Annotated in this window: 10 protein-coding genes; 6 read left to right on the plus strand and 4 right to left on the minus strand. The window is 65.2% G+C overall.

What is annotated here, in order from left to right; translation table 11 throughout:
- Positions 1-300: 300 nt before the first annotated feature.
- Positions 301-1,341 (plus strand): tetraacyldisaccharide 4'-kinase, encoded by a 1,041-nt coding sequence (gene lpxK / locus GB927_RS17645; RefSeq protein ID WP_256118509.1) that lies wholly within the window; start codon positions 301-303, stop codon positions 1,339-1,341.
- Between the two features lie 3 nt (positions 1,342-1,344).
- On the opposite strand, the gene GB927_RS17650 is transcribed toward lpxK, so the two are convergent.
- The gene (locus GB927_RS17650) at positions 1,345-1,575 is read right to left on the minus strand and encodes a DUF2093 domain-containing protein (RefSeq protein WP_256118739.1); all 231 of its coding nucleotides are present in this window, start codon (positions 1,573-1,575) and stop codon (positions 1,345-1,347) included.
- 76 nt (positions 1,576-1,651) lie between these two features.
- Positions 1,652-3,454, minus strand: a complete 1,803-nt coding sequence (mutL, locus tag GB927_RS17655) for a DNA mismatch repair endonuclease MutL (RefSeq protein ID WP_256118510.1) — start codon at positions 3,452-3,454, stop codon at positions 1,652-1,654.
- A gap of 306 nt (positions 3,455-3,760) precedes the next feature.
- Between mutL and GB927_RS17660 the strand changes: the two genes are divergently transcribed.
- The 3 genes from GB927_RS17660 (at position 3,761) to GB927_RS17670 (ending at position 7,407) form a co-directional block, all read left to right on the plus strand.
- Positions 3,761-5,458: a response regulator gene (locus tag GB927_RS17660; protein ID WP_256118511.1), complete on the plus strand. Its 1,698-nt coding sequence runs from the start codon at positions 3,761-3,763 to the stop codon at positions 5,456-5,458.
- Positions 5,459-5,597: 139 nt separating this feature from the next.
- Positions 5,598-6,956 (plus strand): putative bifunctional diguanylate cyclase/phosphodiesterase, encoded by a 1,359-nt coding sequence (locus GB927_RS17665; RefSeq protein ID WP_256118512.1) that lies wholly within the window; start codon positions 5,598-5,600, stop codon positions 6,954-6,956.
- A gap of 115 nt (positions 6,957-7,071) precedes the next feature.
- On the plus strand, positions 7,072-7,407 hold the full coding sequence (locus tag GB927_RS17670) for a PilZ domain-containing protein (RefSeq protein ID WP_256118513.1): 336 nt from the start codon (positions 7,072-7,074) through the stop codon (positions 7,405-7,407).
- On the opposite strand, the gene GB927_RS17675 is transcribed toward GB927_RS17670, so the two are convergent.
- Positions 7,404-8,330 carry a LysR substrate-binding domain-containing protein gene (locus GB927_RS17675; protein ID WP_256118514.1) on the minus strand — a complete coding sequence of 309 codons (927 nt, stop codon included), beginning with the start codon at positions 8,328-8,330 and terminating at the stop codon, positions 7,404-7,406. The two genes, GB927_RS17670 and GB927_RS17675, sit on opposite strands and share 4 nt — an antisense overlap.
- An 88-nt stretch (positions 8,331-8,418) precedes the next feature.
- On the opposite strand from GB927_RS17675, the gene GB927_RS17680 reads away from it, so the two are divergent.
- Together GB927_RS17680 and GB927_RS17685 are read left to right on the plus strand one after the other, a co-directional pair.
- Positions 8,419-9,960 carry a trimethylamine methyltransferase family protein gene (locus GB927_RS17680; RefSeq protein ID WP_439655508.1) on the plus strand — a complete coding sequence of 514 codons (1,542 nt, stop codon included), beginning with the start codon at positions 8,419-8,421 and terminating at the stop codon, positions 9,958-9,960.
- A gap of 8 nt (positions 9,961-9,968) precedes the next feature.
- Positions 9,969-12,017, plus strand: a complete 2,049-nt coding sequence (locus tag GB927_RS17685) for an NADH:flavin oxidoreductase (protein WP_256118516.1) — start codon at positions 9,969-9,971, stop codon at positions 12,015-12,017.
- 90 nt (positions 12,018-12,107) lie between these two features.
- On the opposite strand, the gene GB927_RS17690 is transcribed toward GB927_RS17685, so the two are convergent.
- Positions 12,108-12,821, minus strand: a complete 714-nt coding sequence (locus GB927_RS17690) for a PRC-barrel domain-containing protein (protein ID WP_256118517.1) — start codon at positions 12,819-12,821, stop codon at positions 12,108-12,110.
- Between the last annotated feature and the right edge of the window lie 159 nt (positions 12,822-12,980).

Raw genomic sequence — 12,980 nt, forward strand, 5'->3', positions numbered from 1 at the left:
GCCATCTCCCCCTCAAGGGGGGAGATCGACAGGAGGCTCGAACCTCGCTCAAGTCGCGGCGTCAAAGATGGGCGGAACGCTGCTTCATCTAATCTCCCCCCTTGAGGGGGAGATGGCCGGCAGGCCAGAGGGGGGTATGCGGCTATGTCATGACCTCTCGATCGTTCACGGGCGATCGCGCCCGCTTTGCGGCGATAGGCCGTCACCGCGAGCCGCACGCCCGCAATTCCCCCGGTTGATTTTCCGCAGCATCTCGCGTTTCTTGGACGCGACCGGGTCGGGACGCCCGCGGGGGACTGAATGGTAAGTGAAGCGCCGCCTTTCTGGTGGACGAAGGCTGACTGGCGCGCCTATGCGCTCTGGCCCGTCTCGCGCCTCTATGGGCTCATCGCCGGCCGGCGCATGCGCAAGGGGCGGCGCGCCGAGATTTCGGTGCCCGTCATTTGCGTCGGCAATTTCACTGTTGGCGGCGCCGGCAAGACGCCGACGGCGATCGCGCTCGCCCGCGCGGCGAAGGCCCGCGGCCTCAAGCCCGGCTTCCTGTCGCGCGGCTATGGCGGCTCGCTGGATGTCACCACCGTTGTCGATCCGCACCACCACCGCGCCCGCGCCGTCGGCGACGAGCCGCTGCTGCTCGCCCGCGAGGCATTGACGGTGATCGCGCGCCGCCGCGCCAAAGGGGCGAGGAAACTGGTGGAGGAGGGCGCCGACCTCATCATCATGGACGACGGCTTCCAGAGCGCGCAATTGACCTTCGATTATGCGCTTTTGGTCATCGACACCCGCCGCGGCATCGGCAACGGCTATCTCGTGCCGAGCGGCCCGGTGCGTGCGCCGCTCGCCGAACAGATGCGGCAGGCCAATGCGCTGCTGGCGATCGGCGACGGCAATGCGGCCGATCGGCTGATCCGCCAGGCGGCCCGCGCCGGCAAGGCAATTCATTCCGCGACGCTCGCCACCGTCGGCGCGGACGACCTGCGCGACCAGGTCGTCATGGCCTGGTCGGGCATCGCCGACAACGAAAAGTTCTTCCGCACGGTCACCGAGACCGGCGCGCATCTCTATGTGACGCGCGGCTTTCCCGATCATCACTACCTCAGCGACGACGAGGCGGCGGATATCCTCGACCATGCCGAAGGGCTCGGCTACCAGCTCGTCACCACGGCGAAGGACAGCGTGCGCCTTGCCGGCGGGCATGGCCGTTCGGAGGAGCTGAAGGCGAAAAGCCGGGTGATCGAGGTGGAAATCCGCTTCGACGACCCGAAGGGGCCGGATGCGATCATCGACGCGGCGATTGCCAGCGCACGGCGGCGCAAGCTGCACCGGCTGGCGGAGAAATAAGGTCTAGCGCTTCTGCGTCGGCAGCGCGCCGGCGCGCTTTTCGGCCTCCAGAGAAGCCTCGCAGCTGATATAGGGCTCCTGGCGCAGCACGCTCCAGTAGCGCAGCTCATCGACCGGGATCGTCTCGCCGGTCATCGCGCAGGTGACGTGCGAACCCGGCATCAGGATCTGGAAATCGCCATCGAGATAGCGGATCTTCGCTTCGCGGCTGCCGCGGCCTTCAAAACGGTTCATCATCGATTTCAATATCCATCTCATGTGACGCCTATGCCATATCTCGGCATAGGCTAAATTTCCAGCGGTTTCCCTCTCAGCTTCGCCCGAACAACCGCTCGATATCCGACAGCTTCAGCTCGATATAGGTCGGCCGCCCGTGGTTGCACTGGCCGGAGCCCGGCGTCGCTTCCATCTGGCGCAGCAGCGCGTTCATCTCCTCCGGCCGCATGCGCCTGCCGGAGCGCACCGAGCCGTGGCAGGCCATGGTCGCCGCGAGATATTCCAGCTTGTTCTTCAGCCCGCTCGCCGTGTCCCATTCCGCCAGTTCGTCGGCAAGCTGGCGGATGAGGCCGGCCGCGTCCATCTCGCCGAGCATGGCCGGCGTCTCGCGCACCGCGACGGCACCTGGGCCGAAGCGCTCGATGCCGAGGCCGAGTTTGGCGAATTCGTCGGCATGCGCGACCAGCCGGTCGCAATCGTCCTCGGAGAGATCGACGATCTCGGGAATGAGCAGCGCTTGCGCCGGCACGGCGCGCGAATGCAGCGCATTGCGCATTTCCTCGAAGACCAGACGCTCATGCGCCGCATGCTGATCGACGATGACGAGCCCGTCCTCCGTCTGCGCGACGATGTAGTTGGCGTGAAGCTGCGCGCGGGCGGCACCCAGCGGATGGCGCTGCGGCGGCGGCTCCTCGCGCGCTGCCGGCGAGGGGAAGACTGGCTCACTGCGCGCCGAGGGCGTGGCGAAATCGGCAAAACCCGCCTGTTGCTCGCGGAAATGGTTTGGCGCGGCACCCGCCGTCTCGAAGGGGCGATAGGGCGAGGCTGACGGCGTCCAGGGTGCGGCGGGGCGGGCGGTCTCCGGCCTGAAGGCACGCATCAGGCCGGCGGCTCCGGTGGTCGCGGCGCGGTCGCCCTCGCGGGCGAGCGCCTCGCGGATCGCGCCGATGATCAGGCCGCGCACCAGCCCCGGATCGCGGAAGCGCACGTCGGATTTTGCGGGATGCACATTGACGTCGACAAGTGCGGGATCGATGTCGATCGCCAGCACGGCCACCGGATAGCGCCCGTGCGGGATCGTCTCGGCATAGGCTGCGCGCAGCGCCGACCAGATCAGCTTGTCCTGCACCGGCCGGCCGTTGACGAAGGCGAACTGGTTGAGGCTGTTGCCGCGGTTGAAGGTGGGCACGCCGGCAAAGCCGGTCAGCCGCACGTCCTCGCGCGCCGCATCGATCTCGATGGCATTGTCGCGGAAATCGCGGCCGAGCACCTGGGCGATGCGGGCGAGCCGGTCCGTGCCGGTCGCGGGAAATTCCAGCGTCGTGCGGTCGGAGCCCGACAGAACGAAGCGCACCTGCGGGAAGGCGATCGCCATGCGCCGCACCACGTCGGAGATCGCCGACGCCTCGGCCTTCTCGCTTTTCAGGAACTTGAGGCGCGCGGGTGTCGCGAAGAACAGGTCGCGCACCTCGACCACGGTGCCGCGATTGGCCGCCGCCGGCCGCACCGGCTGCACCTTGCCGCCGGTCACGCTGATCTCCGCGCCTTCGCCGGCCTCCGCCGTGCGGCTCAGCAGCGAGAGTTTCGCGACGGAGCCGATCGAGGGCAGCGCCTCGCCGCGGAAGCCGAGCGTGCGGATGTCCAGGAGATCCGTTTCGAGCTTGGAGGTGCAGTGCCGGCGGATCGCCATTTCCAGCTCGGCGGGCGCCATGCCGCTGCCATTGTCGGTGACGCGCAGCAGCGTCTTGCCGCCGCCGGCCGTGGCGATCTCGATGCGCGTCGCACCGGCATCCAGCGCGTTTTCGATCAATTCCTTGGCAGCGCTTGCCGGCCGTTCGATCACTTCGCCGGCGGCAATCTGGTTGATGAGGGTTTCGGAAAGCTGCCTGATGGTCATGCCGCCATTTTCGCGGATTCGGCGCGGGCTTGGAAGGGCCAACTTGCCTTATCCCGGCTTGCGTCACAGGGCCTTCTGAAATCGTTTAATCAGGCTTTAATAAAATGCTGCGAACGTGCCCAGACGCTTGTATGAACACAAGCCGGCCGGGTCCTCCGGTGGACAATTTCAGCGTCGCTGGCCGCTGTCATTCCCGCACGTCCGAAGGTGCAATGCACCGATCAGCATGATACCGGGAATGCCAGACAGGCGAGGTCTGCCACTATGAATGATGTAGCGTCGTCAGACGCGAACATCCGGCTGGGAATGTTTGAAGCCGCGTGCGATATCCTCGCCGCCGCCGTGATCGTCTACGACAAGAACGATTGCCTCGTCTTCGCCAGCCGCCAGGTTCTCCGTTATTTCCCGATTCCCGCCGATACGCTGAAGGCCGGAACGCGGCTGCGCGACGTGCTCGGCGCGATCTTCGACAGCGGCGTGCGCTACGGCATTCCGCCCGAACAGCGCCACAAGGCGGTCAACCGCGAGGAGTGGATCTCCAACCGCATTTCCGCCCATTGGCGCGAACAGTACGACGCCGTCGAGCGGCTTGGCCGTGACCGCTGGATCCATTTCCGCAAGCGCCGCCTGCCGAACGGCTACAATGTCACGACGCTGGTCGACGTTTCCGAACAGAAGAAGCAGGAAGAGCAGTGGCGCTCGGATCTCGAGCGCATCGCGCTGACCGAGGAAATCCTCGAGACCCTGCCGTCGCCGGTGATCATCAAGGATCGCAGCCTCGCCTATATCGCGGCGAACCGGGCCTTCTGCGCCATCTACGACGTCAATGCCGACGGCGTGCTCGGCCGCACCGTCTGGGATCTCGCCGATGCGGAAAATGCCGAGCGCATCGAGCGCAGCGACCGCGCCGTGCTGGAGACCGGCGAACCCTTCAGCGTGCCGGAACACGTCATCCGCGCCGACGGCTCCGATCTCTACGTCCTTACCCGCAAATACCGCATCGGCGCCCCCGGCCACCACGCACTGGTCACGGTCATGGAAGACGTGAGCGCGCTCGTTGCCGGCGACAAGGCCGTCTCGGACGACGAGGACGCCTTCCTGCGCGTGCCTGGCGGTTTCGTCGAGGCGCAGAACTGCTTCGACCCGGTGCACGACGCCGAACGTCGCTTGCTGCTCGACCAGATGAACCCGGAGGAACTGCGCGCACTCTCCGGCAAGCGCGTTTTGATCGCGACCCCCAATCCGCGCATCGAGGAAATCCTCGTCGGCGAGTTCAAGGCGCGCGGTGCCGATTGTTGCGCGGTGCGCAGCGTCGGTGAACACGATGCCTTCCTCGCCCTTGCCGCCCGCCAGGGTTTTACCCTCGACGCGGTGGTGATCGACGCCAATATGCCGGACCATGAAGCCATCATCGACAATGGCCGCGGCATCGCCACGCGGGTGATCGCGCCGGACGGCATCGGCCCGGATTTCATGCGCGGGCTCGTCGAGCAGCACGAGCTGCTCTCGGAAAACCAGTCGCCGCTCGGCGATATCGTGACGCCGGTCTCGCTCACCGACGACTGGTATATCGCCACCGACATCTCCACCATGCTGCCCGGCGCCGTCGGCGATATCGAGGTGCTGGTGGCGGAAGACAACCAGATCAACCAGTTCGTCTTCTCGCAGATCCTCGAAGGCATGGGCATCTCGCACCGCATCGCCGAAAATGGCGAGGAGGCGGTCATGCTGTGGCGCAAGCACCAGCCGCGCCTCGTGCTGATGGACATCTCCATGCCCGTGATGAACGGCATCGACGCGGCGATGGAAATCCGCGCCGCCGAGAAGCTGACCGGCACCCACACCCCGATCGTCGCCGTCACCGCACAGGCACTCAATGTCGACATGCAGAACTGCATGGACGCCGGCATGGACGACTATATCACCAAGCCCGTCAGCCCCGACATGATCGAGGTGATCTATCGGCGCTACGCCATCCCGCAACCGGAGAAATCTGTCGCATAAGTTGAAAAGGACCGGTCAACTCCCCAGATTTGGGGAGGCGTGAGGACAGGAGTGACGATCGTTTGATATGCTTTTGTTAACGATCATGCCTCATCGTGAAGCGGTCGTCGGAGGTCGAGGCAAGTACGGGAAATCATTGATGAAGTCTGCTAATCATGCGGCGCTGGATGTTTCCCAGACTGACCTCCATGCCATGGCCTATACCGACCCGCTGACCGGGCTCGGCAATCTCTATCGCCTGCGCGACAAGGTCCGCCAGATCGCCAAGGAGCGCGAGGAAGATCCCGCACCCTTCGCCGTCGGCATCGCCAATCTCGACGGCTTCAAACCCATCAACGACCTGTTTGGCCCGCGTGCCGGCGACGAGATCCTCTGCCAGGTCGCCCACCGCCTGAAGGCCTGCATTCCGGATGGCGCCACCGTCACCCGCCATGGCGGCGACGAATTCGCCTTCGTCCTGCCGCTGGTTTTCGAGCGCAAGGGCGCGGAGAAGATCGGCCAGATGCTGCGCGAGGTGCTGTCCGCCCCCTTCGATCTCGGCGACCGCAACGTGCGCCTCTCCGCCTCCTTCGGCTTTTCCATCTATCCCTTCGCCGGCGAGGATTTCACCGAGCTTCTGAAAAGCGCCGACACCGCGCTCTACCGTTCGAAGCGCCGTGGACGCGGCCAGATCACCGTCTATTCGCAGGAAATCGCCCAGGAGATGAAGCGCGCGACGCAGCTCGAACAGGCGCTGCGCAATGCCATCATCGCCAACGAGGTGGACGTGCATTTCCAGCCGATCGTCAGCCTGCGCGACGATACGGTGGTCGGTTTCGAGGCGCTCGCGCGCTGGTGCGATGCCGATCTCGGCTATGTCTCGCCCGCCGTCTTCGTGCCGCTCGCCGAAGAACGCGGCTTCATCGATGCCTTGTCGGACACGCTGTTGCGCAAGGCAGCGGAAGCGGCCCTGTCCTGGCCGCGCGAGCTCTTCCTGTCGTTCAACCTCTCCTCCGCCCAGTTGATGGACCCGAAGACGGCCTTCAACACACTGGCGATCCTCAACCGCGTCGGGCTCGATCCGCGTCGGCTGGAGCTGGAAATCACCGAAACGGCCGTGATGACGGATGCCGACACGGCCCAGAAGATCGTCGGCGAGCTTCGCGCTGCCGGCGTGCGTATCTCGCTGGACGATTTCGGCACCGGCCAGTCGAGTCTCGGGCGCCTGCGTGACTTCACCTTCGACAAGGTGAAGATCGACCGCGCCTTCGTCTCGCGCATCTCCAACGACAAGGCCTCCGAGCACATCATCAAGGCGATCGTCGCCATGTGCGAAGGGCTCGACCTTGCCGTGGTCGCCGAGGGCATCGAGGATTTCTCCGAGGCGCTGAAGCTGAAGGCGCTCGGCTGCGGCATGGGGCAGGGCTATTTCTACGGCAAGCCGGCCGATGCCGTCGCCACCATGCGCTACCTCTCCGACCGCTATGTCAGCATCGAAGGCCGCGCCGCCTCCGCCTGACGATTTGTCTCCGAATAGGGCAGTTCGGTAAAATTGCACGCTTTCGTTTAGCGGAGCGGCAAACACTCCTCATTATGGTGAGCTCCATTGAATGAATTCGTGAGTGGAGCCGCGGATGACCACCATCAAGGATATGCCCGTCAGGGCCGCCAGCCGTTCGAATGTGCGTATTTTCGCGACGGTGCACGTCATGCACCAGTCGACGCGCGGCCGTGTGGTCGACCTGTCGGAGAACGGCATGGCGCTCGACCTGGAAAAGCCGGTGCAGGCGATACCGGGCCAGCTCGTGACCATCGAGAGCGAGGAACTCGGCAGGCTCAGCGGCACGATCCGCTGGTTCCGCAACGGTCGCCTCGGCATCCAGTACAAGCTATCGACCAATGCGCTGGCGCAGATCACCTCGTACTTCCGCTTCTTCCACGAAGAGGTGCGCCCGGTCCTGCGCCGCTAGGCCTCGCCGGCCCGGCTTTGCCGGCCTTCTTCCACGAGCCAGTCGCGCACCCGCCGGGCCGGGCCGTTCAATTCCCGCGAGCGCGGCCACACCACGTAGAATGCCTCCTCCATCCGCAGCACATGGCCGCCGACGGTGACGAGCGCCCCCGAGCGCACCTGCCCCTCGATGAGGTGCTGCCAGCCGAGCGCCACACCTTCCCCCGCCAGCACCGCCTGGATCACCAGCACATAATCGTTGATCGACAGCCGCCGGGCCTGTGACGGATAGCGCACACCGGCGCTGGCGAACCATTCCGGCCAGTCGCAAGCGGCCCTGACCGGCTCTTCCAGATGGATGAGCGGCAGTTTCAGCAGTTCCTCCGGTGTCTTCGGGTGCCCTCGGCTTTCGATGAAGGCGGGGCTCGCCACGGCGGTGATCACCTCCGGCGCCAGCAGCGCGGCGTGGTAGCGCGGCCATTTTGCCGGATCGCCGCCGCGAATGCCGAGCGGGATCGGCTCCTCATCGAGGTCGAGATCGCGCACGCTGGTCTGGATTCTGAGATCGACATCCGGCAGGTCGGCGCGCAGCTTGCCGAGCCGCGGCAGCATCCACATCGAGGTGAAGGCGGTGGAGGCGGCAAGCGTCACATTCGCCTCCCGCCCCTTGGCGCGAATATCCTCCGCCGATTTCTGGATGCGCGACAGGCCGAGCGTCACGTCGGCATGGAAGCGCTCTCCGGCGTCCGTCAGCTCCACCGCGCGATGGACGCGGTGGAAGAGCGCGACGCCGAGCTGTTCCTCCAGATTGCGCACCGCATAGGAGACGGCGGCCTGCGTCATGCCGAGCTCGCTTGCGGCGCGGGTGAAATTCTGGTGCCGCCCGGCGGCCTCGAAGATGATGAGGCTGGAGGCGGAGGGGAGCAGGCGGCGCAGGGTTTCCATAAATGCAGCTTATAGTCTCGGTAAGTTTTTTCCAGCGTTACAGCGGGATTTTTCGCGCCTAGCCTCGGTTCAAATTATGGAGGCGAGCATGGGCGAGGCAGCGACGATCGAAGCACCGGCACGGCGGACGAGGGGAACGCGTCGGGACAACAGCGCAAAGCCGCTCGGCGTGCCCTATATCGTGCGCGGCATCCCGACCTACGACGTGCTGTCGGAGGAGAATCTCCTGAAGATCGAGGGTGCCGCGGACCGCATCCTCGCCGAGGTCGGCATCGAATTCCGCGACGATCCCGCGACGATCGAGCACTGGAAGCGGGCGGGCGCCAAGGTCGAAGGCCTGCTCGTGCGCTTCGAACCCGGCATGCTGCGCGAGATCGTCTCCTCGGCGCCCGCCGAATTCACCCAGCATGCGCGCAATCCGGCCAACAACGTGCAGATCGGCGGCAACAAGGTGGTCTTCTCGCCCGCCTATGGCTCGCCCTTCGTGATGGATCTCGACAAGGGCCGGCGCTACGGCACGCTGGAGGATTTCCGAAACTTCATCAAGCTCGCCCAGTCGAGCCCCTGGCTGCACCATTCCGGCGGCACGATCTGCGAGCCGGTCGACATCCCGGTGAACAAGCGCCACCTCGACATGGTCTACAGCCATATGAAATATTCCGACCGGCCCTTCATGGGCTCGATAACCGCGGAGGAGCGCGCGGAGGATTCCATCGATATGGCGCGTATCCTGTTCGGCGCCGATTTCGTCGATCAAAACTGCGTCATCCTCGGCAATGTCAACGTCAACTCGCCGCTCGTCTGGGACGGCACCATGACGAAGTCGCTGCGCGCCTATGCCCGCGCCAACCAGGCCGCTGTCATCGTGCCCTTCATCCTCGGCGGCGCCATGGGCCCGGTGACGAATGCCGGCGCCATCGCGCAATCCTTCGCCGAAACGCTCGCCGGCTGCGCCCTGACCCAGCTGGAAAGGAAGGGCGCCCCGGTCATCTTCGGCAACTTCCTGTCGTCCATGTCGCTGCGCTCGGGCTCTCCGACCTTCGGCACACCGGAACCGGCGATCGGCTCCATGGTCGTCGGCCAGCTCGCGCGCCGCCTGAAACTGCCGCTGCGCTGCGCCGGCAATTTTTCCAACTCCAAGCTGCCGGACGGGCAGGCCATGCAGGAAGGGCTGATGTCCATGCTGTCGGCCGTGCATTGCGGCGCAAACTTCATCCTGCATTCCGCCGGCTTCCTGGATGGCCTGCTCGCCATGTCCTACGAAAAATTCGTGATGGATGCGGATCTCTGCGGCGCGCTGCATTCCTATCTCGCGGGCGTCGTCGTGGACGACAACACGCTCGCCATGGATGCCTTCCTGCAGGTCGGCCCCGGCAGCCATTTCCTCGGCTGCGACCACACGATGCGCAACTACCAGACGGCCTTCTGGGATTCGACGCTCTCCGACAACGAGCCCTTCGAGAAATGGAGCGAGGAGGGCGGCTCGACGGACATGGCGACGCGCGCCAATCGGCAGTGGAAAAAGACGCTCGCCGAATATGAAGCGCCGCCGCTGGATATCGCCATCGACGCGGCGCTCTGCGACTATATGGACAGCAAGAAGGCCGCCATGGCAGATGCGTGGTATTGAGACTTGAAATGACGCCATCGAAAGACCCGCTGCTCCAGCCCTACCAGCTGAAGCACCTGACGCTGAAGAACCGGATCATGTCGACCTCGCACGAGCCGGCCTATTCCGAAGACGGCATGCCGAAGGACCGCTACCGGCTCTATCATCTGGAAAAGGCCAAGGGCGGCGTGGCGCTGACCATGACGGCGGGCTCGGCCATCGTGTCGGAGGATTCGCCGCCCGCCTTCGGCAATCTCTACGCCTATTCGGACGAGATCGTGCCGTGGCTGAAGAAGATCGCCGACGACTGTCATGAGCATGACTGCGCCGTGATGATCCAGCTCACCCATCTCGGCCGCCGCACCGGCTGGAACAAGGGCGACTGGCTGCCGGTGCTGTCAGCCTCGTCCGTGCGCGAGCCCGCCCACCGCGCCTTCCCCAAGGAGATCGAGGACTGGGACATCGAGCGCATCGTCGGGGACTATGCTGCCGCCGCGCAACGCATGCAGGCCGCCGGCCTCGACGGCATCGAGTTCGAAGCCTACGGCCACCTGATGGACGGCTTCTGGTCGCCCGCCACCAACCGGCGCGAGGACGAGTTCGGCGGTTCGCTCGACAATCGGCTGCGCTTTTCCGACATGGTGCTGGAGGCGGTGCGCAAGGCCGTCGGGCCGGATTTCATCGTCGGCATCCGCATGGTGGCGGATGAGGATTGGGACATCGGCCTTTCGAGAGAGGAGGGCATCGAGATTGCCCGCCGGCTTGCCGGCTCCGGCAAGGTCGATTTCCTCAACATCATCAAGGGTCATATCGACCACGACGCGCACCTGACCAACGTCATCCCCATCCAGGGCATGGCCGCCTCGCCACATCTCGATTTCGCGGGCGAGGTGCGCGCGGCGACGAAATTCCCGGTCTTCCACGCCGCCCGCATCGCCGATGTCGCGACGGCCCGGCACGCGATCGCCGAGGGCAAGCTCGACATGGTGGGCATGACGCGCGCCCACATCGCCGATCCGCATATCGTGAAAAAAATCGAGGAGGGCAGGGAGGCGCAGATCCGCCCCTGCGTCGGCGCCACCTACTGTCTCGACCGCATCTACGAGGGCGGTGGCGCACTCTGTATTCACAATGCGGCGACCGGCCGCGAGGCGACCATCCCGCACGTCATCTCCAAGACGACAGGCCCGGCCCGCAAGGCCGTCGTGGTGGGCGCCGGCCCGGCGGGGCTGGAGGCCGCCCGCGTGCTCGCCGAGCGCGGCCATGCGGTCGAGGTGCTGGAGGCGACCGGCGAGGCCGGCGGCCAGATCCTGCTCGCCGCCCGCAATCCGCGCCGCAAGGAACTGGTCGGCATCGTCGATTGGCGGCTTGCCGAACTGGAACGCCTTGGCGTGCCGATTCACTACAACGTCTTTGCCGGCGGCGATGACGTGCTTGCCCTTAACCCGGATCTCGTCGTCATCGCCACCGGCGGCATCGCGCAGAATCCCGAGCTGGAAGCGGGCGACGATCTCGTCGTGTCGAGCTGGGACATCATCGCCGGTGCCGTTCGGCCGGAAGGTCCGGTGCTTCTTTATGACGATAACGGCGCGCATAGCGGCATGACGGCGGCGGAGCTGATCGCCAAATCCGGCGCCGAGCTCGAAGTGGTCTCGCCGGAACGCTTCTTCGCCCCTGAAATCGGCGGCATGAACCACGTTCCCTACGCAAAAACCTTCGCGGAGAAGAACGTCCGCGTCACCATCAACACGCGGCTGAAGTCGGTGCGCCGTGACGGCAATGCGCTGGTGGCGACGCTCTGTTCCGACTTTTCGCCGACCGCCTCCGCCGAACGCCGCGTCGCGCAGGTCGTGGTCGAACACGGCACCATGCCGATGGCCGATCTCTATTTCGAGCTGAAGCCCCTGTCGCGCAATCTCGGCGCCGTCGACTACAAGGCGCTGATCCGCCAGGAAAACCCCATCGCGGCCCGCAATCCGGAGGGCGCCTTCGACCTCATCCGCATCGGCGACGCCGTTCACAGCCGCAACATCCACGCCGGCATCTACGATGCCCTGCGATACGGGGTGCTGTTTTAGACTGCACACGAAAAACCCGGTGGCGCAGGGGACGCCACCGGGCTGGAGAGGTCAGAAAATACCTGCCGGATTATTCAACCGGCTGGGCGGTTATTCAACCGGCTGGGTGGTCGCCGGGGCCGTGCCCGTATCGGTCGTCGACGAGGTCGTCGAGGTGTCGACCGGGGTCGTGGCCTGGCGTTCGGCTACCTGCTGCGCCGTGGTCTTGAATTCCGGCGCGGCCTGCAGGCTTTCGGCGGTTTCGGTCGTCGTCAGCTTGACGTCATCCGTGTCCGGAACCTGCGCGATCGAGATCTTCTCGAACGGAACCGCAACCCACTTTTCACCGATGCCCAGGAAGCCGCCAACACCGACGATAGCTGCGGAAATACCGCCATCCTTCTCCATGATCAGGTCGGAGATCTTGCCGATGCTTTCGTCCGCGCTGTTATAGACAGCCTGGCCGATATAGGTGTTGGCGCTGATCTGTTCCGGCGACTGGGCCGTCAGGTAGTCGCCACCGGCGGCCGGAGCCTGGGCGGTGTCTTCCGTGGCGGTTGCCGGCGTTTCAGCCGTATCCTGGGTTGCCGTACCGGTGGCCGGCGTCTGGGCCGTGTCGTCGGTCGGGGTCGTCGTCGGGTTGGCGGCGGTGTCGCCAGGCGTCGTGCCCGTCGCGTCATCGCCCGGCATTACGGCCGGCTTTTCCATGGTCTGGGTTTCACCGGCGGCCGGCTGGGTGGTGTCCTGCGCATACGCTGCCGGAGCAAGAGCCGCGCCCAGGAAAACTGCACCAGCGGCAACGGAAGTAAGAAGCTTGTTGGTCATTTTGGAACCTGCCTTTCGTCTCGTTGGCATCAAGGCGCGGCGGAGGTTTTGAAGTGCCCGTCCGCACCGGCTGATGGACAAGGAACGGCGACCCCCTGGTTTGGTTCCGATAAAAATTGCCTCGTTTTTGATTGCAGCTATGCGTCTAGAGCATTTCCA

Origin of the sequence: Shinella lacus (genome assembly GCF_010994755.1) — a bacterium.
Lineage (GTDB): Bacteria > Pseudomonadota > Alphaproteobacteria > Rhizobiales > Rhizobiaceae > Shinella > Shinella lacus.